Source organism: Pseudomonas fluorescens (assembly GCF_902497785.1).
Taxonomy (GTDB): Bacteria; Pseudomonadota; Gammaproteobacteria; order Pseudomonadales; family Pseudomonadaceae; genus Aquipseudomonas; species Aquipseudomonas fluorescens_BO.
Map to the genome: position 1 here is coordinate 246,914 of NZ_CABVHK010000006.1, position 20,709 is coordinate 267,622.

Here is a 20,709-nt window from a genome sequence, read left to right on the forward strand (position 1 = left end):
AACGATCTAAAAGTTTGATCACCGCGCAGCCACTTTACCCTGTGGGAGCAAGCCTGTGGCGAGGGGATTTATCCCCGTTGGGTGGCGAAGCCGCCCCAAAAAATTGGCTACATCGGTGTATCAGGCACCTCGTGCGCGCTGATTTTACGACTGCTACGCAGTCGAACGGGGATAAATCCCCTCGCCACAAGGGATGTGTGCTCAGTTCGGGGCGAACGGATACGGCTGTTTCCAGCGCTCGAAGATCGGTTTGAGCTGGCCGCTTTTCACCAGCACGCTCATCCGCAAATCGAACAGCGCCATCAGTTTCCGCGCCCTGGGCGTATTGGCGAAGCACAGGTACAGCGGCAATTCCGCGATGTGCGTGCGCTGGAACTGCGAGGGATCCTTGGCCCGCCGGAGCACGTAATCCACCTCGGTCAGCGCGTCAATGTAGTAGTCGGCGCGGTTGTGGGTCAGCATCGACAGAATCCCGGTGCGCCGGATGACTTCGTTGTAACGGGTGACGTTCGGCAGGTATTTCTGGAAATCGTAGCCGCGAACCCACGCCAGTCGGTAATTGCCCAGCGTCTGTGGAGTCGGTGCTGGGTTGCTGGCCAGCCCCAAGGCGTAAATGTGATCGGTGTCAAAGTTCCAGTACGGATACAGCAGATCGCTGACTTCATCCTGATAGCCGCCAACACAAGCGTCCACTTCGCCGCGCTGTGCCAGGCCGATGGAACGCGTATAGGGTTCGGTACGAATGTCCAGTTTGACGCCGGCCGGCTCGAAGATTTCGCGCAGCACGTCCCAGCCCAGGCCATGACCGTCGGCGGCGGTGTAATCTTCCCAGTCTTCGCTGGCCAGATAAATCACCGACGGTGTCGCCTCGACCTCCCCCGCCTGAGCGAGCGAGCTGAACATCGCCAACACCATCACCGCCAACCAGCGTCGAGCCATCCTAGTCCCCTGTTTCGCCCGTCAGGCGAAAATCCATACCAGCCCCTGCATCGCCGCCCAGGCAAATACCCCAGCCAAAACGTCGTCGAGCATGATCCCGACGCCCCCGTGCACATGCCGGTCAATCCAGTGAATCGGCCACGGCTTGAGAATGTCGAAGAAACGGAACACCACAAAACCTGCGAGCAACCAGTACCAGCCTTCCGGCACCAGCCACAGGGTGATCCACATGCCGACCATTTCGTCCCAGACGATGCCTTCGTGGTCGTGCACGCGCAAATCGTCGGCCACTTTGCCGCACAGCCAGAAGCCGAACAGCATGGTGATACCCAGCATCAGCCAGTAACCCCAGTCGGGCAGCATCTGCCACAACGGGATAAAGGGTAGCGCAACTAACGAACCCCAGGTGCCCGGCGCCTTTGGCAGGGTGCCCGAGCCGAAGCCGAACGCCAGGAAATGCCAAGGATTGCGCCAGACCGAGGGCGGTACGAATTCCGCCGGAACCTGTTTGGGATGATCTGTCACGGTGTCTCCCGAAAATGTTGATAGCCCCGGGTTTGCGGGGTGATGTCTTGCCCATCGGCATCCAGCAGCACGACGCCCTGCCCCGCGACGACACGCCCGACCACATGGATGGGCCAGCCATCGGCCACCAGTTGCGGCAACTCGACGGACGGTAAGGTGAAGGCCAGCACGTAATCGTCTCCCCCACTCAGCGCAGCGTTTTGCGCGGCCGGTTGCCCGAGGAACGCCACTAATGCTTTCGACAGCGGTAATCGGTCCCGTTCAACTTGAATGCCGACCTTCGATGCGAGCGCGATGTGCCCGCAGTCGGCAAGCAGGCCGTCGGAGATGTCCAGCGCCGAGGTCGCCTTGCCGCGCAATGCCTGACCCAGCGCGAGTTGCGGCGGTGGCGACCAGTAATGTGCCAGCAGCGGATCGGCGACGGCCGCTTCAGCCGAGCGTTGACCGAGCACCAGCGGCAAGGCACCCGCGGCGTTGCCCAGGTCACCGCCAACGCACAGCAAGTCGCCAGGCTGCGCGCCGCTGCGGGTCAGCGCCATGCCGCCCGGCACGCGCCCGAACACAGTCATGGTCAGGCTCAACGGGCCGCGAGTCGTGTCACCGCCCACCAGAGCCACGCCGCACTGCTGCGCCATCAGGTTCAAACCACGGGCGTACGCGTCCAGCCACTCGGCGGTCACCGTCGGCAAGGTCAGGGCAAGGGTAAAGGCAATGGGGGTGGCGCCCATGCCAGCGAGATCGCTGACCGCCACGGCCAGCGAGCGCTGACCGAGCAAAAACGGGTCGCAAGGATCTGCAAAATGCACACCGGCCACGAGCGTGTCGGTGGAAATCGCCAACTGCTCCCCGGGGGGAACAGCGAGCAAGGCGCAGTCATCGCCGATCCCGAGGGCAACGCCTTCGCCGCCCTGCGCACAAGGCGCGGCGGCGAAGAAATTGCGGATCAGCTCAAACTCGCCCATCAGGCAGTTGCTCAAGCGCCGATTAGCGCTTGAACGCCTTCACTTCAGCTTCACGCAGACGCGGGGCCAGCTTGTCGAGTACACCGTTGACGAACTTGTGGCCGTCGGTGGAACCGAAGACTTTCGCCAGCTCGATCCCTTCGTTGATCACCACGCGATACGGCACGTCGACGCGTTCCAGCAGTTCCCAGGTGGACAGGCGCAATACCGCCAGTTCAACCGGGTCCAGCTCTTCGATAGTCAGGTCCAGGCAAGGTGTCAGTGCGGCGTCGATCCGGTCTTTCTGCGCCGGAACCCCATGAAGGATTTCACGGAAGTAGGCGCTGTCGACATCGCTGAAATCGTTATCGACCCGGAACTGCGCTTCGATTTCGTTCAGCGATTGCTTGGCCATGTGCCACTGGTACAGCGCCTGAGTCGCGAGCTGACGGGCTTCGCGACGCTTGACGCTTTTCGATGGCTTGCCGGCATCCGCAGGCTTTGGATCGCGCGGGTTGAAACGATCGCTTTCGTCGCTAATCACTTGGCCTCCAACTGCGCCAGCAGGCTGACCATTTCCAGAGCGGACAGGGCAGCTTCGGCACCTTTGTTACCGGCTTTGGTGCCGGAACGTTCAATGGCTTGCTCGATGGAATCAACGGTCAGCACGCCAAAAGCGACCGGTACGCCGAACTCCATGGACACCTGGGCCAGGCCCTTGGTGCACTCGCCCGCCACGTATTCGAAGTGCGGAGTGCCGCCACGAATGACCGCGCCCAAGGCGATGATTGCTGCATATTCGCCCTTCTGAGCGACTTTCTGCGCAACCAGCGGAATTTCGAAGGCGCCAGGCGCACGGATAATGGTGATGTCGCTTTCGCTCACGCCATGGCGAACCAGGGCATCAACTGCACCGCTGACCAGGCTTTCAACAACGAAGCTGTTGAAACGGCCCACTACCAAAGCGTAGCGGCCTTTAGGGGCGATGAAGGTACCTTCGATGGTCTTCAGGGTCATTCGTTAGATCTCTTAAAGAGCCGGGACGTGTTTTCTACGCGTCCCTCAGTGATATTTGAACCGCGAATACAGCGCCGGAATCGCACATCGGTGTCACTTTGTGGCGAGGGAGCTTGCTCCCGCTGGGTCGCGCAGCGGCCCCTATTGTGGGCGCTTCGCGCCCAAGCGGGAGCAAGCTCCCTCGCCACATTGAATCTCAAGTGAACAACTATGCCGGAATCCGGGTGATTATTCGGAGGGCACGTATTCTACAACTTCCAGATCGAAACCGGATATCGCATTAAATTTCATGGGTGCCGACATCAGGCGCATTTTGCGCACGCCCAGGTCCCGAAGGATCTGCGAACCGGCACCGACAATGCTGTAGGTGGTCGGTTTTTTCGCCGGAGCGTGTTCAGCTGTTTCACGGATGTGCGCCAGCAACACGTCGCCATCGAGCGGGTGACCAAGCAACAGCACCACGCCGCTGCCAGCCTCGGCCACCGCGGCCATGGCGGCACGCAGGCTCCAGCGGCCCGGCTGCTTGACCATCAACAAGTCACGCAGCGGGTCCATGTTATGCACGCGAACCAGGGTCGGCTCTTCGGCGCAGACGTTGCCCAGGGTCAGCGCCATGTGCACGTCGCCTTCCACGGAATCACGATAGGTCACCAGGTTGAATTGGCCCAGCTCGCTGTCCAGTGGCTGCTCGGCAATCCGCTGAACGGTACGTTCGTGGATCATCCGGTAGTGAATCAGGTCGGCGATGGTGCCGATCTTGATGTTGTGTTCGGCGGCGAAGGCTTCGAGTTCAGCGCGACGGGACATGGTGCCGTCGTCGTTCATCACTTCGCAGATCACACCGCTCGGCTCGAAACCGGCCATGCGCGCCAGGTCGCAGGCGGCTTCAGTGTGGCCAGCGCGGGCAAGCGTGCCGCCGGCCTGGGCCATCAGCGGGAAGATGTGGCCGGGGCTGACGATGTCTTCAGCCTTGGCGTCTTTCGCGGCGGCGGCTTGTACGGTGCGCGCGCGGTCGGCAGCGGAGATGCCGGTGGTCACGCCGGTGGCGGCTTCGATGGACACGGTGAACTTGGTGCCGAAACCGGAACCGTTGCGCGGCGCCATCAGCGGCAGCTTGAGCAGTTCGCAGCGCTCGCGGCTCATCGGCATGCAAATCAGGCCACGCGCATGCTTGGCCATGAAGTTGATGTGCTCGGGCTGGCAGCACTCGGCGGCCATGATCAGGTCGCCTTCGTTCTCGCGGTCTTCGTCATCCATGAGGATGACCATCTTGCCTTGGCGGATGTCTTCAACCAGTTCTTCGATGCTATTGAGCGCCACAAGGCACCCCCTTGGTTCAGGATTTGAGGTAGCCATTGGCGGCCAGAAAGCTTTCTGTAATGTTCCCGGACTTTGCCGGTTCGGCGGCCTTGTCGCCCAGCAGCAGGCGTTCCAGATAACGTGCCAGCAAGTCGACTTCCAGATTCACCCGGCGACCCGGCTGATACGACGCCATGATGGTCTCGCTCAGGGTGTGCGGAATGATGGTCAGCATGAACTCGGCGCCATCGACTGCGTTCACGGTCAGGCTGGTGCCGTCGACGGTGATCGAGCCTTTATGGGCGATGTATTTGGCCAGCTCTTTCGGTGCACGGATGCGGAATTCCACGGCGCGCGCATTCTCGGTGCGGGCAACCACTTCGCCCACGCCATCGACGTGACCGCTGACCAGATGCCCGCCCAGACGAGTGGTCGGGGTCAGGGCTTTTTCCAGATTGACCGGGCTGCCGCTTTTCAGGTCGTTCATGGCGGTGCAGTCGAGGGTTTCGCGGCTGACGTCCGCCGCAAAGCCATTGCCTGGCAGCTCGACCGCCGTCAGGCACACGCCGTTGACCGCGATGCTGTCGCCCAGCTTGACGTCGCTCAGATCGAGCTTGCCGGTTTCAACATGGACCCGCACATCTCCGCCTTTTGGGGTCAATGCACGAATACTGCCGATGGATTCGATGATGCCGGTAAACATGGAGTCCTCCTCGAGAACAGGGCCGTCGCGTGGCGCAGGCCGGGAATTATACGCTTGCCGCTGGCGCAGGAATGGCAATGACTCGCCAGTCATCGCCAACCGCGCGGATTTCAGTGATTTTGAGTGCGGGCGCGTCTTTCATCTGCGCCAACGGCCAGTCCAGCAATGGTCGAGCCGAAGAACCGAGGAACTTGCCGGCGATGAAAATCTGGTATTCGTCCACCAGACCTTGCTGGGCGAACGCTCCCGCCAGACGTGGACCCGCTTCGACCAGCACCTCATTAACCCCACGATTGGCCAGTTCGACCAGCAACTTGCGCAGGTCGACCAAGCCATCCTCACCGGCCACGATCAGGCATTCCGGGCCATTGGCGTATTGCTCTTCGATCGCCATGCAGGTAGCGACCAGCGCCGGGCCGGCCTTGAAGAACGGCGCATCCAGCGGCACTCGCAAGCGGCCGTCAATCAGCACGCGCAGCGGCGGACGGCTCATCGCCAAAGCGGTTTGCTCGGCGTCCAGGCCTAATTCGTCGGCACGCACGGTCAAACGCGCGTTGTCCGCCAGCACCGTGTCGGCGCCGGTCAGCACCACGCTGGCCTGGGCGCGCAGCCGTTGCACTGCCGAACGCGCGGCCGGGCCGGTAATCCATTGGCTCTCGCCGCTTTCCATCGCCGTGCGACCGTCGAGGCTCATGGCCAACTTGACCCGCACGAACGGCAAGCCGTGTTCCATGCGTTTGAGGAAGCCTTGATTGAGCTTGCGCGCCTCGGCTTCGAGCACACCGCTTTCGATGGCGATGCCAGCCTGAGCCAGGCGCTGCATGCCGCGACCGGCCACTGAAGGGTTCGGGTCCTGCATCGCCGCGACGACGCGTGCGAGGCCGGCATTCACCAGTGCATCGGCGCAGGGGGGCGTGCGGCCGTGATGGCTGCACGGTTCGAGGGTCACGTAAGCGGTGGCGCCTCGGGCCTTGTCACCGGCCGCGCGCAGGGCGTGGACTTCGGCGTGGGGTTCGCCGGTGCGCACGTGCCAGCCTTCGCCGACAATCTGCCCGTCCTTCACGATTACGCAGCCAACCCGCGGGTTGGGGTGAGTCGTGTAGTGACCTTTGCGCGCCAGTTCAAGGGCGCGGGCCATGTAATGGGCGTCGAGGATGGCAAGTTCTGGGGGGGTGGTCATTCTTTCACCGGCTCACGGGCCAGGCGATCGATCTCTTCACGGAACTCGTTGAGGTCCTGGAAGCGGCGATACACGGAGGCAAAGCGAATGTAGGCGACTTCATCGAGCTTTTGCAGCTCGGCCATCACCAGTTCACCGACCACGAGGGATTTGACCTCGCGCTCGCCGGTGGCGCGCAGCTTGTGTTTGATGTGCACCAGCGACGATTCGAGGCGCTCGACACTCACCGGGCGTTTCTCCAGCGCGCGCTGCATGCCGGCACGGAGTTTTTCTTCGTCGAATGGCTGACGGCTGCCGTCAGTTTTGATCAGGCGCGGCAACACCAGTTCGGCAGTCTCGAACGTCGTGAAACGCTCGCCGCAGGCCAGGCATTCGCGCCGGCGGCGCACCTGTTCGCCCTCGGCGACCAGACGCGAGTCGATGACCTTGGTGTCGTTGGCACCGCAGAAGGGACAGTGCATGGTGGCAGGCAACAAAAAAAGGGAGGGCCATGGTAGCGCATCCCCGTGGCAAGACAAGCCATAGGGTTTGCGGTATACAGACTGGCTATATAGACCGATCCATGGATTTCACCTTGCTGGAGCCGCAAATGTCCCTAAGACCGCTCGTCTTGCTCAGCCTTTTCAGCCTGTTGGTGGCCTGCAGCAGCGATGCGCCCAAGCCCCAGCCGCCGACCCCGGGGCCCGCCCCGCAGGCCGCGCAGAAAAAAGCCAGGGAGTCCGCCAACCTCGGCCCGCTGCCCGCTTATCAACGTGAATTGAGCGGCACCCTGCAAGGCGTGCCGGCCGGTGCCGAAGTCGAACTGGCGTTGCTGGTGATCGACGACAAGGATCGCCCGCAGCAATTGCTCGCCAGTTCCAGCCTGATTGGCACCAATCAAGTGCTGCCTTTCCACCTGCGCTTCAATCCGGATTCTTTCCCGGCTGGCGCCCGTGTGGAATTGCGCGGTCGCGCCAGCCAGTCCGGCCAGCTGATTTTGCACTTGCCGTCGCAAGTGATCAGCCAGCCGACCACCCAGGCCATGGGCCAGCTGCAATTCGTCAAAGCACCATGATTGCACCGCTCGACCTGCAACAGGCCTTGGGTGATTTGCTCGGGGATGCGCAGCTGGTGCCGGTCGCCTTGCCCGACACCGAGCTGAAACTCTGGCTGATCGACGGCGACAACATGGACCGCGCCTTCAGCCCGGAAGAAACCCGGCGAATTCTGCATGAGCCGCCGTACTGGAGTTTTTGCTGGGCCAGCGGTTTGGCCATGGCGCGTTATCTCGCCGAATTCCCCGAGTGGGTCAGCGGCAAGCGCGTGCTGGATTTCGGCGCCGGTTCCGGGGTGGCGGGGATTGCGGCGGTGAAGGCCGGTGCGCTGGAAGTGGTGGCTTGCGACCTGGACCCGCTGGCGATTGCTGCGTGTCGGGCGAATGCTGCGCTCAATGGTGTGCAACTCAGCTACTCGACGGATTTTTTCGCCGAGGCCGATCGCTTTGATCTGATTCTGGTGGCCGATGTGCTTTACGACCGGGCGAACCTGCCGTTGCTCGATGAGTTTTTGAGCCGTGGGCAGGAGGCGCTGGTGGCGGATTCGCGGGTCAGGGATTTTCGTCACCCGTTGTATCAGCGCATCGAAATGCTCGAAGCGATGACCTTGCCGGACCTGGCCGAGCCTGAAGAGTTTCGGCATGTGAGCCTGTACCACGCGCGCCGCTTTTGAAGGCGCCAAAAGATCGCAGCCTTCGGCAGCTCCTGCACAAACTCGATCCCGTAGGAGCTGCCGAAGGCTGCGATCTTTTGCGCCAGCCCTTATAGTGAGTCTATTCACGCTTCCAAGAGATCCCCCATGATTCAGGAAACGCCGTACATCTTCGACGCCACGACTGCCGATTTCGACCAGTCGGTGATCGAGAACTCTTTCCACAAACCGGTGCTGGTGGATTTCTGGGCCGAATGGTGTGCGCCCTGCAAAGTGCTGATGCCGATGCTGCAGACCATTGCCGAGGGCTATCAGGGCGAGTTGCTGCTGGCCAAGGTCAACTGCGATCTGGAACAGGACATCGTTGCCCGTTTCGGCATTCGCAGCCTGCCGACTGTGGTGTTGTTCAAAGATGGCCAGCCGGTGGATGGCTTTGCCGGTGCACAACCGGAATCCGCCGTGCGCGCGATGCTGGAGCCGCACGTGCAAATGCCGCCACCGCCGGCCGCCGATCCGTTCGAGCAAGCGCAGGCGCTGTTCGACGAGAGCCGCTTCGCTGACGCCGAAGCCGTGCTCACCGTGCTGCTGGGCGAAGACAACAGCAACGCCAAGGCGCTGATTCTCTACGCCCGCTGCCTGACCGAGCGCGGCGAACTGGGTGAAGCGCAAACCGTGCTCGATGCGGTGAAAAGCGATGAACACAAGGCTGCATTGGCCGGTGCGAAAGCGCAGATCCAGTTTCTCGGCCAGGCCAAGGACCTGCCGGATGCCGCCGACCTGAAGGCACGTCTGGCGAAGAACCCGCAGGACGATGAAGCGGTGTATCAACTGGCGATCCAGCAATTGGCCCGCCAGCAGTACGACGCGGCGCTGGACGCATTGCTCAAGTTGTTCATCCGCAATCGCAGCTACAGCGAAGGCTTGCCGCACAAGACCTTGCTGCAGGTGTTCGAATTGCTGGGCAATGATCACCCGTTGGTGACCACCTATCGCCGCAAACTGTTTGCCGCACTGTATTAATCGGATCCTGAATCCGATCCGTAGGAGCTGCGGCACGCTGCGATCTTTTGATCTTTCTTTTACGGCGTAAACCGGCCAGAAGATCAAAAGATCAAAAGATCGCAGCCTGCGGCAGCTCCTACGCTGGCTTGCGCCAGCTGTAAATCGGCGTATCCCCGCCACTCGATACTTTCACATCCGCGCTATGTCGCAAGCGCACCAGCAAGCGTTTGCCCGACGCCGCGCTTCCGGTCAGTCCTTCCAGCTGCTCCAGCAGATCCGGCCCGCTCAGTTCCCCGGCCTTGCGCAGCAAATCCCTTGCGATTTGCCACTGCGCGTCATCCGGGTTCAACGGTTTCGCCGGCGCCGCGCTGGCTTCAGGCTTGACCACCTGCAGCTGCGAGCCAAGGCGCGCCCAGTCAGCGTCATCCATCTCCAGGGTCAAATCCACCGGCCAGTCGCCGATGCTTCCGCGTATACGCAACATAAGTCTGCTCCTGCACATTTCTGAGTTGCATGCTCCCATGGGACTTGTGCAACGCCAAGCAGGCGGGCAAACTCTCCGCACTTACGTTATAAGATTACATAACAAATTATTTATGTACCTGTCCGGAGACTTCCCATGCGCCGTCTGCTGCTCGCTTTGCCGTTTGCCCTGTTGCCGCTGACCGTCGCCCACGCGGCGGATGAACATGATCACGACCATGAGCACGGCAGCCTCGGCGCCCACGAGCACGGTGTCGGGCGCCTGAACGCGGCGCTGGACGGTCAGACCCTGGAGCTGGAACTGGAAAGCCCGGCGATGAACCTGGTGGGTTTCGAACACGCCGCGGCCACCGATGCCGACAAAGCCAAGGTCGCCGCCGTCCGTGCGCAGCTGGAAAAACCACAGACCCTGTTCAACCTGCCAAAAGCCGCCGGATGCGTGGTCGCGGCCCAGGAACTGGAAAGCCCGCTGTTCGGCGACAAGCCGGATGCCGACGATGCCAAAGACGAGCATCACCACGACCACAGCGAAATTCACGCTCACTATCAGTTCACGTGTGCGACCCCTGGTGCACTGAAAAGCCTCGATCTGGCAAACATTTTCAACACGTTCCCGGCGACTCAGAAAATTCAGGTACAACTGATCGGCCCGAGCGGGCAGCAAGGCGTCGAAGTGACAGCCAAGGCGCCAGCCCTTAAATTTTGATCCCACCCCGGATCCCTGTAGGAGCTGCCGAGTGCAACGAGGCTGCGATCTTTTGCCGTTAAAAGATCGCAGCCTCGTTGCACTCGACAGCTCCTACAGGCCCTCAGCATTCGTGAAACCGGTGTTATGACCCAAGCACTCATCGAACTGTCCGACCTGGGCTTCAGTTGGCCCGGTCACCCGCCACTGCTGGATATCCCGGCGTTTCGTCTGGAACCGGGGGAAACCCTGTTCCTCAAAGGCCCGAGCGGCAGTGGCAAGACCACCTTGCTCGGCCTGCTCGGCGGCGTGCAGAAACCGGATCGCGGCAGCATTCGCCTGCTCGGCCAGGAACTGACCGAACTCGGTGCCGGCGCCCGCGATCGTTTCCGCGTCGATCACACCGGCTACATTTTCCAGCAGTTCAACCTGCTGCCGTTTCTCTCGGTGCGCGAGAACGTCGAGTTGCCCTGCCACTTCTCAACACTGCGCGCCGAGCGAGCGATCCAGCGTCACGGCAGCGTCGATCAGGCCGCCGCTACCCTGCTCGCGCACTTGGGCCTGAGGGACGAAAGTATCCTCAAGCGCCGCGCCGATTCGCTGTCCATCGGCCAGCAACAACGCGTCGCCGCCGCCCGCGCCTTGATCGGTCAGCCGGAACTGGTGATCGCCGACGAACCGACGTCCGCGCTGGATTACGACGCACGCGAAAACTTCATTCGCCTGCTGTTCGCCGAATGCCGCGAAGCCGGGTCGAGCCTGCTGTTTGTCAGCCATGACCAGAGCCTCGCACCGCTGTTCGATCGCCACCTGTCGCTGGCCGATCTCAATCGCGCCGCCACTCCGTCCGAGGTCTGAGATGTATTTGTTTCGTCTAGCCATGGCCAGCCTGGCTAACCGCCGCTTCACCGCGATCCTCACCGCGTTTGCCATTGCCCTGTCGGTCTGCCTGCTATTGGCGGTGGAGCGGGTGCGCACCGAAGCCAAGGCCAGTTTTGCCAGCACCATCAGCGGCACTGACCTGATCGTCGGCGCACGCTCCGGCTCGGTGAACCTGCTGCTGTATTCGGTGTTTCGCATCGGCAACGCCACCAACAACATCCGCTGGGACAGCTTCGAACATTTTGCCAATAACCCGAAAGTGAAGTGGGCGATCCCGATGTCCCTCGGCGATTCCCATCGCGGTTATCGAGTGATGGGCACCACCGAGGCGTACTTCGAGCATTACCAGTACGGACGGCAACAACACCTGGAACTGGCCGATGGCCGCGCCTTCGCCAGCGATCCGTTCGAGGTGGTGCTCGGCGCCGAAGTGGCCGAAGCACTGCACTACACACTCGGTGAAAAACTGGTGCTGGCCCACGGCGTGGCGGTGATCAGCCTGGTCAAGCACGACGACAAACCGTTCACCGTGGTCGGCATTCTCAAACGCACCGGCACCCCGGTGGACCGCACGCTGCACATCAGCCTCGGCGGTATGGAAGCGATTCACGTCGACTGGCACAACGGCGTGCCGGCGCGGGGAAATGGGCGCATCAGTGCCGATCAGGCGCGCAACATGGACTTGACGCCGCAAGCGATCACCGCGTTCATGCTCGGCCTCAACAGCAAGATTTCGACCTTCGCGCTGCAACGTGAAATCAACGAATTCCGTGGCGAGCCGATGCTGGCAATCTTGCCGGGCGTGGCGTTGCAAGAGTTGTGGAGTTTGATGAGCACCGCAGAAAAAGCCTTGTTCGTGGTCTCGCTGTTTGTGGTGCTGACCGGGTTGATCGGCATGCTCACGGCGATCCTCACCAGCCTCAATGAACGTCGACGCGAGATGGCGATTCTGCGTTCGGTGGGCGCGCGGCCCTGGCACATCGCGACTTTGCTGGTGCTCGAGGCGTTTGCCCTGGCGTTGTCCGGGGTGATTGCCGGCGTGGCCTTGCTGTATGTGGGCATCGCTGCCGCGCAGGGTTATGTGCAGGCCAATTACGGCCTGTATTTGCCGCTGGCCTGGCCAAGCGAATATGAATGGACGCTGCTCGGTGGCATCCTGAGCGCCGCGCTGCTGATGGGCAGCGTGCCGGCCTGGCGTGCGTACCGCCAATCCCTGGCCGATGGTTTGTCGATTCGTTTATGAGGACGTGAAAATGATGCCCCGCGCTTTGCTTGCGCTGTTGATGCTGGTCGCCCTGCCACTGTGGGCGGCCGAGCCGAAAGAGCTGACGTGGTCGGAAATGATCCCGCCGGACGCCATGCCGGAAGTCCCGAACATGACGCCACTGCACGACATGTCGCAGATGAGCAGCACGTTGTCTGCGGAGTCGGCGCCAGCGGTGAAGCAGGACATGCCCAACGCGCCGGTGGTGAAGAGCCTCGACGGTCAGAACATTCGCTTGCCGGGTTACATTGTGCCGCTGGAAGTGAGCGAAGAAGGTCGCACCACGGAGTTTTTGCTGGTGCCGTATTTCGGCGCCTGCATTCACGTTCCGCCACCGCCGTCGAACCAGATCGTGCATGTGAACAGCGCAGTCGGGGTGAAACTGGACGAGCTGTATCAGCCGTACTGGATCGAGGGCGCGTTGCAGGTGAAAGCATCGACCAGCGAGCTGGCGGATGCCGGGTATCAGATGCAGGCGGACAAGATTTATGTGTATGAATTGCCGGAGTGAATCCCGGTAGCCGTTGTGCTGTTGGAATTGCCAAAAGATCGCAGCCTTCGGCAGCTCCTACGTTGATCGCGTGCAAACGTAGGAGCTGCCGAAGGCTGCGATCTTTTAAGGCCATCACCGTTTCATTGAGCTGAGTCAAAAGACCCGCCCGGCCCCCTCCGTACCATTGGACATCAAACATTTTTAACGTCCTTTGGAGCCCCCATGCACAAGTCCTTGCTCAGCGCTTCGCTGTTTGCCCTCGCGCTCGCAGCCCCTCTCGCCCATGCCCACGAGGCTGGCGACATCATCGTTCGTGCCGGTGCAATCACCGTCAACCCGAAAGCCGACAGCTCCAGCGTCAAGGTCGATCAAGGCCCGCTGAAGGGCGCCGATCTGGGTGGCAAGGCCACCATGAGCAGCGACACGCAACTGGGTCTGAACTTCGCCTACATGCTCAACAGCCACTGGGGCGTCGAGCTGCTCGCGGCCTCGCCGTTCGAGCATGACGTGAAGATCAAAGGCACCGCCCTCGGCGCGGCCAACGGCAAACTCGGCTCCCTGAAACACCTGCCGCCAACGTTGAGCGTCGTGTACTACCCACTGGAGGCGAAGTCCGCATTCCAGCCATACGTGGGCGCCGGTATCAACTACACCTGGATCTACGACGAGCACGTCAGTAGCGAAGCCCAGGCCAACGGCTTCAGCAACTTCAAGGCAAAAAACTCCTGGGGCATGGCGTTCCAGGTCGGTGCTGACTACATGATCACCGACAACATCATGCTCAACGCCCAAGTGCGTTACATCGATATCGACACCCAGGCAACCGTAGAAAACAACGCCGTCGCCCCGGGCACTCGGGCCAAGGTCAATGTCGATGTTGATCCGTTCATCTACATGGTCGGGCTTGGTTACAAGTTCTAAAATCGTTCACGTGGTGGGAACGAACCGTAAACCTGTAGGAGCGAGCTTGCTCGCGATGGACGAAAACGATGACGCGCTTATTCAGAAAGCCCGCGTTATCGTTAACGCCCATCGCGAGCAAGCTCGCTCCTACAGTCGTCCCAACAACCGCGCCAGCCCCACAGTCATCGGTGTCTGCTGCGAAGGCGTGAAGCGCTCCAGCAACCGCTGATTATTTGCCCGCGAGTGGCGGATATCGCCGGAACGCGCCGGGCCGTAGCTCACGGGCGGCAACGCTCCGACCACCACTTTCAGCGCTTCAAGCATCTGCTTGAGACTGGTGGCCTGGTTCCAGCCGACATTGACCGCGCCGACCTCAACCTGGGGTTTTTCGATGGCTTGCACCAGCAGGTCCACCAAGTCTTCAACGTAGACAAAATCCCGCGTCTGCTCACCATCGCCGAACACAGTGATCGGCAGACCTTTTTCCGCGCGCTCGCTGAAAATGCTGATGACCCCGGAGTACGGCGAGGACGGATCCTGACGCGGGCCGAAGATGTTGAAGAAGCGGAAAATCACCGGTTCCAGCGCATGTTCGCGACGATAGAAATCAAAGTAATACTCGCTGGCCAGCTTGTCCGACGCATACGGTGTCAACGGTGCCTTGGGCGTGTCTTCGTCGATCGATTCGCCTTCGCCATTGTTGCCATAAACCGCCGCGCTGGAGGCGAACAGCACGCGCTTGACGCCGCTCTGGCGCATGGCTTCGCAGACATTCAGCGTGCCAATGAAGTTGCTCTGGTGCGTCTTCACCGGATCGTCCACCGAGGCTTGCACCGAAGCCACCGCCGCCAGATGCGCGACCGCACTGCAACCGACCATCGCCCGCGCAACCAATGCCGCATCGGCGACGTCGCCAACAATCAGCTCGACGCGTGGATTATCCAGCGCCAGGTTGCTGCGCTTGCCGGTGGACAGATCATCGAGGATCCGCACTGAATGGCCCTTGGCGAGCAAGGCATCGGTAAGGTGCGAGCCGATGAAACCCGCGCCGCCAGTGATCAAAACAGGGTTGTCAGCCATGGCGATAGAACCTGTCCAGTAAGCCCGGGAGTGCCGCACGCCAGGCGCGTGGCTTGATCCCGAAGGTGTGGAGGATTTTCTTGCAGGCCAGCACCGCGTGTTGCGGTTCTTCGGCAGCGTCCGGGCGCGCGGCGTGAGCCTGGGCGGTCGGCGCTTCGATGGCCAGTTCGTGCAGGCTGCGCGCTTCGGTGAGAATCGCCTGCCCCAGCGCCAGCGGCGTGGTCGCCTCATGCCCGGCGTAGTGGTAGGTGCCCCACAGCGGCGCCGAACAATCGAGTTGCTTGAGCACCGAAATGATCACCCGGGCCGCGTCGTCCACCGGTGTCGGGTTGCCCCGACGATCATCGGCCATCAGCAATTCATCCGGTTTCTCGGCGCGGGACAGAAAACGCCCGAGGGTGCCGTCAGGGCTGTCATCAAGCAACCAGCCGAAGCGCAGCAACACGTGCTGCGGGCAGGTCGCACGCACGCTTTGCTCGATGCGCCACAGCGCTTGCCCGCGCAGGCCCAGCGGCACCGGTTCGTCTTTTTCACTGTAGGCGGTCGCACGGGAGCCGTCGAACACGCGATAGCTCGAGGGTTGCAGCAGAACGATGTTGTGATGCTGGCACAGCTCGGCCAGACGCTCGATCGCGCGCTCCTGCCCGGCCAGGCGTTGTTCGCTGACCGTCTCCGCCTGAAACCAGTCGAAGTAGTAGGCGAGGTTGATCAACGCGTCCGGACGCGTGTCGTCGAGCAGTTGCGTCAGGCTCGCGGCGTCCCAGCCGTCTTGCGGTGGGCGGGGGGCGAGGAAGCCGATGTCTTCCTCCGCACCGAGGCGAATCAGCGCCTGCCCAAGGGCATTTCCGCCGCCCAGTAACATAAGGCGCATTCGCATAAAGTCAGCAGGCCCAGTCTGATTGAAACAATGGCGTAATCGACACCGCTTGCGGGCGATGCCGTCGAGAGTTGCCGGAATCGTTGCATTTTGCGGGTTTAGTGCGCAACCGTCATCCGTAAAGTGTAGATCCCTGGGATTTGTGGCGCTGCTGATAACCCCATCGCGAGCAAGCTCGCTCCCACAGGGATCTTCTGTGAATGCAATATTGATGAACAACCAAGAATACTGTGGGAGCGAGCTTGCTCGCGATGGGGCCTTCAGCATCGGCGAAGCTCTTGAGCGGTACTTGCAACTTCACGGCCTCACCCGCATAACTCAAACCATGAACCTGCCCATCCCCGCAGACAGTGCCCTGAACGGCTTTCACCCCGCCGTCAGCGCCTGGTTCCACAACACCTTCCCGACGGTCACCGCCGCCCAGGCCCGGGCGTGGCCGCTGATTCGCCAACACCGCTCGACCCTGATCGCCGCGCCCACCGGCTCTGGCAAAACCCTCACCGCGTTCCTCGCGGTCATTGACGATCTGGTGCATCGCGGCCTGGAAACACCTGGCGGTCTACCCGACGAAACGCTGGTGGTCTACGTCTCGCCACTGAAGGCCTTGTCCAACGACATCCAGATCAACCTGCAAAATCCGCTGGCCGGCATTACCGAACAGCTGCGAGCGATGGGCTTGCCGCAATTGCAGATCAACACCGCCGTGCGCACCGGCGATACGCCGCAAAAAGAGCGCACGGCGATGCGTAAAAACGCGCCGCACATCCTGGTCACCACCCCGGAATCCCTTTACGTGCTGCTCGGTTCCGACTCCGGCCGCAAAATGCTCGGCACCACGCGCACGGTGATTGTCGATGAAATACACGCCATCGCCGCCGGCAAACGCGGTAGCCATCTGGCTCTGAGCCTGGAGCGTCTGCAGGCCTTGTGTGCCACGCCGTTGATGCGCATTGGCCTGTCCGCCACGCAAAAACCTATTGATGCGGTCGCGCGTTTTCTGGTCGGCCGTGACCGCGACTGCGACATCATCGACATCGGCCACGCCCGTCCCCGGGATCTGGGCATCGAAGTGCCGCCGGTGCCGTTGTCAGCGGTGATGGCCAACGATGTGTGGGAATTGGTCTACGACCGCCTCGCCGCCCTCGCCCGCGAACACCGCACCACACTGATTTTCGTCAACACCCGGCGTCTGGCCGAACGCTTGAGCCGACACTTGAGCGAGCGCCTTGGCAAGGAAGCGGTCGCCGCCCACCACGGCAGCCTGGCCAAGGAGTTTCGCCTGGACGCCGAACAGCGACTCAAGCGCGGCGACCTGCAAGTGCTGATCGCCACGGCGTCGCTGGAACTGGGGATCGACATCGGCGACGTCGATCTGGTCTGCCAGATTGCTTCGCCACGCTCGATTGCCGGGTTCCTGCAACGGGTTGGCCGTTCCGGGCACCAGGTCGGCGGCACGCCCAAGGGACGGTTGTTCGCCACCACCCGCGACGACCTGATCGAATGCACCGCCCTGCTCGACTGCGTGCGCCGCGGTGAACTCGACACATTGAACATTCCTCAAGCGCCGCTGGACGTGCTCTCCCAGCAGATCATCGCCGAGGTCAGTTGCCAGGAATGGCAAGAGCAAGCCTTGCTGGAGATGTTCCGCAAAGCCTCGCCCTACGCCGGTCTTGATGAAAAACATTATCAAGCGCTGCTGCACATGCTCGCCGAGGGCTACAACGGTCGCCAGGGCATCCGCAGCGCTTTCCTGCACCGCGACGCCGTAACGCGTACTTTGCGCGGTCGGCGTGGCAGCAAGCTGACGGCCGTGACCAGCGGCGGCACCATCCCGGACAACGCCGACTACAGCGTTTTGCTGGAGCCGCAAGGGTTGAACATCGGCAGCGTCAACGAAGACTTCGCCGTGGAAAGCATCGCCGGCGATATCTTTCAACTGGGCAATACCTCGTACCGAATCCTGCGGGTCGACACCGGCAAGGTCCGGGTCGAAGATGCCCACGGCCAGCCGCCGACCATTCCGTTCTGGCTCGGCGAAGCGCCGGGGCGCAGCGCTGAATTGTCGTTCGCGGTGGCGCGCCTGCAAGCGCAACTCGACGAATTGTTGGGCGCCACGCCGGGCGACCTGCAACCCGCCCTCGACTGGCTGACCGGCACCCTCGACCTGAACCTCGCCAGCGCCGAACAACTGGTGGATTACCTCGCCCGCGCGCGCCTGACATTGGGCGCCCTGCCCTCGCAGGACACCTTGCTGATGGAGCGCTTTTTCGACGAGTCCGGCGGCACGCAGCTGATCATCCACACGCCATTCGGCAGCCGCATCAACCGCGCCTGGGGTCTGGCCCTGCGCAAGCGTTTCTGCCGCACCTTCAACTTTGAATTACAGGCCGCCGCCAGCGAGGACGCCATCGTCCTGTCGCTGTCCACCAGCCACAGCTTCGAGCTTGATGAAGTCTGGCGCTACCTGCACAGCAACAGTGCCGAACATCTGCTGATTCAAGCGGTGCTGGACGCGCCGCTGTTCGGCGTGCGCTGGCGCTGGAACGCCGGGGTCGCGCTGGCGCTGCCGCGTTACACCGGTGGCCGCAAAGTCGCGCCGCAGATTCAACGGATGAAAAGCGAAGACCTGATCGCCAGCGTGTTTCCCGACCAGATCGCCTGCGTCGAAAACCTCGCCGGCGAGCGCGAGTTGCCCGATCATCCGCTGGTGGAGCAAACCATTGACGACTGCCTCCACGAAGCCATGGATTGCGAAGGCTGGCTGACCTTGTTGCGGCGCATGGAGAGCGGCGCCGTCCGCCTGATCAGCCGCGACCTGCCGGCGCCCTCGCCGCTGGCTGCAGAAATTCTCAGCGCCCGGCCTTACACCTTTCTCGACGACGCGCCGCTCGAAGAGCGCCGTACGCAAGCCGTGCTCAACCGGCGCTGGACCGATCCGCAGTCCACCGACGACCTTGGCGCGCTGGATGCGGAGGCGATTCAAGCGGTGCGCGACGAAGCCTGGCCAACCCCGACCAGCGTCGATGAAATGCATGAAGCGCTGATGAGTCTGGCGTGCATCGCCGAGGCTGAGGCGCAGGCCAATCCGCAGTGGCTTGTATGGCTGAACACGCTCGCCGAGGGCGGTCGCGCCAGCCGATTGCAGATCAGCGCCGAGCATTCGGTGTGGCTGGCGCTGGAGCGATTGACGTGCCTGCAAGCGGTTTATCCACAGGCGATTTTACGGCCACCGTTGCAGGCACTGCCGGGATTCGATGAGGCCTGGACAACGGATGAAGCGCTGCTGGAACTCATCCGCGCGCGTCTCGGCGCGTTTGGTCCGTTGCCGCTGAACGCCATTGCCGATCCGCTGGGGTTACCCCCGCCACACGTCACTCAGGCCCTGGCTCAACTGGAACGCGAAGGCTATGTGCTGCGTGGGCACTTCAGCCCCGGCGCCGCGGCGGAAGAATATTGCGAGCGGCACTTGCTGGCGCGGATTCATCGCTACACGGTCAAGCGCCTGCGACGGGAAATCGAGCCGGTGGCGTTGCAGGATTTCATACGCTTTCTGTTCGACTGGCAGCACCTGTCCGCCGCGACGCAAGGTCAGGGCAGCGCGGTGTTGCCAGCAATCGTCGGTCAATTCGAAGGCTACCCCGCCGCTGCATCTGCGTGGGACAGCGACCTTCTGCCGGCGCGCATCAAAGACTATTCAGCGAGTTGGCTGGATGACGTGTGCCGCAGCGGCAAACTGGTCTGGACCCGTTTGAGCGCGGGCAACAAAGGCGCTGGCACGGCGCTGCGCAGCACACCGATTGTGCTGCTGCCGCGCAGTCAGGTCGGGTTGTGGAGCGGCCTGACCGGGCAAACGCCCTTCAACGAGCTGTCGCTCAAAACACAAAAAGTTTATGAAGCGCTGAGCCAACACGGCGCGCTGTTTTTCGATGAGCTGATTCATGAAGCGCACCTGCTGCGCACCGAACTGGAAATCGCCTTGCAGGAATTGGTCGGCGCCGGGCTGGTGAATGCCGACAGTTTCGCCGGTTTGCGCGCATTGATAACGCCGGCCAGTAAACGCCAGGCCCGCAGCAGTCGACGCGGGCGCCGCGCATTGATCGGCGGCATGGACGACGCCGGGCGCTGGGCCTTGCTGCGGCGCGGTCCGCCAGCGGCGGTGGTGGATAACAAGCATCCGACGCCGAGCGACACCCTTGAACATATCGCCATGACGTTATTGCGCCGCTACGGCGTGGTGTTCTGGCGTTTGCTGGAACGCGAAGCGGACTGGTTGCCGAGCTGGCGCGAATTGCTGCGCACGTTTCATCGATTGGAAGCGCGGGGCGAGATTCGCGGCGGACGGTTTGTCAGTGGTCTGGCGGGTGAGCAGTTTGCCTTGCCCGAGGCGATTCCGTTGCTGCGGGAAGTGCGCCGACGAGGGCATGACGGCAGTTTGATTGCGGTGTGCGGGGTGGATCCGCTGAACCTCGCGGGCACGTTGTTGCCGGGTGTGAAAGTACCGGCGCTGGCGAGTAATCGACTGGTGTACCGGGACGGGTTGCCGGTGGCGGCGGTGATTGCCGGCAAGCCGGTTTTCTGGGTGGAAACGACGATAGAACTACAGAACAAGCTGACCCGGTATTGATGTTGTCCGGTCTGGCCTCATCGCGAGCAAGCTCGCTCCCACAGGGTTTCAGGTGATCACAATATTTGTGTTCGACACAGATCACTGTGGGAGCGAGCTTGCTCGCGATGAGGCCAGCAACATCAA

21 protein-coding genes are annotated in these 20,709 nt (G+C 62.0%); 9 read left to right on the forward strand and 12 right to left on the reverse strand.

Annotated elements, in window-relative coordinates; translation table 11 throughout:
- Positions 1-201: 201 nt before the first annotated feature.
- The 9 genes from F8N62_RS11385 to nrdR all read right to left on the reverse strand — a co-directional run bounded on the left by F8N62_RS11385 (position 202) and on the right by nrdR (position 7,065).
- Complete coding sequence (locus tag F8N62_RS11385) at positions 202-939, reverse strand: substrate-binding periplasmic protein (RefSeq protein WP_150711049.1); 738 nt, start codon at positions 937-939, stop codon at positions 202-204.
- A gap of 21 nt (positions 940-960) precedes the next feature.
- Positions 961-1,464, reverse strand: coding sequence for a phosphatidylglycerophosphatase A (locus F8N62_RS11390; RefSeq protein ID WP_150711050.1), 504 nt, complete (start codon positions 1,462-1,464; stop codon positions 961-963).
- Entirely contained in the window at positions 1,461-2,426 is a 966-nt protein-coding gene (thiL, locus tag F8N62_RS11395; protein ID WP_150711051.1) for a thiamine-phosphate kinase, read from the reverse strand. The genes F8N62_RS11390 and thiL overlap by 4 nt, the downstream gene beginning before the upstream one ends.
- Before the next feature lie 22 nt (positions 2,427-2,448).
- Positions 2,449-2,949 (reverse strand): transcription antitermination factor NusB, encoded by a 501-nt coding sequence (gene nusB / locus F8N62_RS11400; protein WP_150711052.1) that lies wholly within the window; start codon positions 2,947-2,949, stop codon positions 2,449-2,451.
- Positions 2,946-3,422, reverse strand: coding sequence for a 6,7-dimethyl-8-ribityllumazine synthase (gene ribE, locus F8N62_RS11405; protein ID WP_003185938.1), 477 nt, complete (start codon positions 3,420-3,422; stop codon positions 2,946-2,948). Before ribE ends, nusB begins: the two co-directional genes overlap by 4 nt.
- A 228-nt stretch (positions 3,423-3,650) precedes the next feature.
- Positions 3,651-4,742 (reverse strand): bifunctional 3,4-dihydroxy-2-butanone-4-phosphate synthase/GTP cyclohydrolase II, encoded by a 1,092-nt coding sequence (ribBA, locus tag F8N62_RS11410; protein WP_150711053.1) that lies wholly within the window; start codon positions 4,740-4,742, stop codon positions 3,651-3,653.
- A gap of 16 nt (positions 4,743-4,758) precedes the next feature.
- Complete coding sequence (locus tag F8N62_RS11415) at positions 4,759-5,424, reverse strand: riboflavin synthase (RefSeq protein WP_074871276.1); 666 nt, start codon at positions 5,422-5,424, stop codon at positions 4,759-4,761.
- A 46-nt stretch (positions 5,425-5,470) separates the two neighbouring features.
- Entirely contained in the window at positions 5,471-6,604 is a 1,134-nt protein-coding gene (gene ribD, locus F8N62_RS11420; protein ID WP_150711054.1) for a bifunctional diaminohydroxyphosphoribosylaminopyrimidine deaminase/5-amino-6-(5-phosphoribosylamino)uracil reductase RibD, read from the reverse strand.
- Positions 6,601-7,065, reverse strand: coding sequence for a transcriptional regulator NrdR (gene nrdR / locus F8N62_RS11425; protein WP_003228656.1), 465 nt, complete (start codon positions 7,063-7,065; stop codon positions 6,601-6,603). The genes ribD and nrdR overlap by 4 nt, the downstream gene beginning before the upstream one ends.
- Positions 7,066-7,193: 128 nt before the next feature.
- Between nrdR and F8N62_RS11430 the strand changes: the two genes are divergently transcribed.
- From F8N62_RS11430 to trxA, 3 genes are all read left to right on the forward strand, one after another.
- Positions 7,194-7,658 carry a YbaY family lipoprotein gene (locus tag F8N62_RS11430; protein WP_150711055.1) on the forward strand — a complete coding sequence of 155 codons (465 nt, stop codon included), beginning with the start codon at positions 7,194-7,196 and terminating at the stop codon, positions 7,656-7,658.
- Positions 7,655-8,311, forward strand: a complete 657-nt coding sequence (locus F8N62_RS11435) for a class I SAM-dependent methyltransferase (RefSeq protein ID WP_150711056.1) — start codon at positions 7,655-7,657, stop codon at positions 8,309-8,311. The genes F8N62_RS11430 and F8N62_RS11435 overlap by 4 nt, the downstream gene beginning before the upstream one ends.
- Positions 8,312-8,440: 129 nt before the next feature.
- The gene (trxA, locus tag F8N62_RS11440) at positions 8,441-9,310 is read left to right on the forward strand and encodes a thioredoxin (RefSeq protein ID WP_191632377.1); all 870 of its coding nucleotides are present in this window, start codon (positions 8,441-8,443) and stop codon (positions 9,308-9,310) included.
- A gap of 118 nt (positions 9,311-9,428) precedes the next feature.
- Here the strand turns inward: trxA and F8N62_RS11445 are convergent, their stop codons facing one another.
- Positions 9,429-9,776 (reverse strand): hypothetical protein, encoded by a 348-nt coding sequence (locus F8N62_RS11445; RefSeq protein ID WP_150711058.1) that lies wholly within the window; start codon positions 9,774-9,776, stop codon positions 9,429-9,431.
- Between the two features lie 135 nt (positions 9,777-9,911).
- On the opposite strand from F8N62_RS11445, the gene F8N62_RS11450 reads away from it, so the two are divergent.
- The 5 genes from F8N62_RS11450 (at position 9,912) to F8N62_RS11470 (ending at position 14,020) form a co-directional block, all read left to right on the forward strand.
- Positions 9,912-10,481 carry a DUF2796 domain-containing protein gene (locus F8N62_RS11450; RefSeq protein ID WP_150711059.1) on the forward strand — a complete coding sequence of 190 codons (570 nt, stop codon included), beginning with the start codon at positions 9,912-9,914 and terminating at the stop codon, positions 10,479-10,481.
- 126 nt (positions 10,482-10,607) lie between these two features.
- Positions 10,608-11,318, forward strand: a complete 711-nt coding sequence (locus tag F8N62_RS11455; protein WP_150711060.1) for an ABC transporter ATP-binding protein — start codon at positions 10,608-10,610, stop codon at positions 11,316-11,318.
- 1 nt (position 11,319) lies between these two features.
- A complete protein-coding gene (locus F8N62_RS11460; RefSeq protein WP_150711061.1) occupies positions 11,320-12,585 on the forward strand; it encodes an ABC transporter permease in 1,266 nt (421 codons plus the stop codon).
- 13 nt (positions 12,586-12,598) lie between these two features.
- Positions 12,599-13,117, forward strand: coding sequence for a DUF3299 domain-containing protein (locus tag F8N62_RS11465; protein ID WP_150711100.1), 519 nt, complete (start codon positions 12,599-12,601; stop codon positions 13,115-13,117).
- A 204-nt stretch (positions 13,118-13,321) separates the two neighbouring features.
- Positions 13,322-14,020, forward strand: a complete 699-nt coding sequence (locus F8N62_RS11470) for an OmpW/AlkL family protein (protein WP_150711062.1) — start codon at positions 13,322-13,324, stop codon at positions 14,018-14,020.
- Positions 14,021-14,149: 129 nt separating this feature from the next.
- Here the strand turns inward: F8N62_RS11470 and F8N62_RS11475 are convergent, their stop codons facing one another.
- Both F8N62_RS11475 and F8N62_RS11480 read right to left on the reverse strand, forming a co-directional pair.
- Complete coding sequence (locus F8N62_RS11475; protein WP_150711063.1) at positions 14,150-15,082, reverse strand: NAD-dependent epimerase/dehydratase family protein; 933 nt, start codon at positions 15,080-15,082, stop codon at positions 14,150-14,152.
- Positions 15,075-15,959 (reverse strand): sugar nucleotide-binding protein, encoded by an 885-nt coding sequence (locus F8N62_RS11480; protein WP_150711064.1) that lies wholly within the window; start codon positions 15,957-15,959, stop codon positions 15,075-15,077. Before F8N62_RS11480 ends, F8N62_RS11475 begins: the two co-directional genes overlap by 8 nt.
- A 325-nt stretch (positions 15,960-16,284) precedes the next feature.
- On the opposite strand from F8N62_RS11480, the gene F8N62_RS11485 reads away from it, so the two are divergent.
- Positions 16,285-20,583 carry a DEAD/DEAH box helicase gene (locus tag F8N62_RS11485; RefSeq protein WP_150711065.1) on the forward strand — a complete coding sequence of 1,433 codons (4,299 nt, stop codon included), beginning with the start codon at positions 16,285-16,287 and terminating at the stop codon, positions 20,581-20,583.
- Positions 20,584-20,709 lie beyond the last annotated feature (126 nt).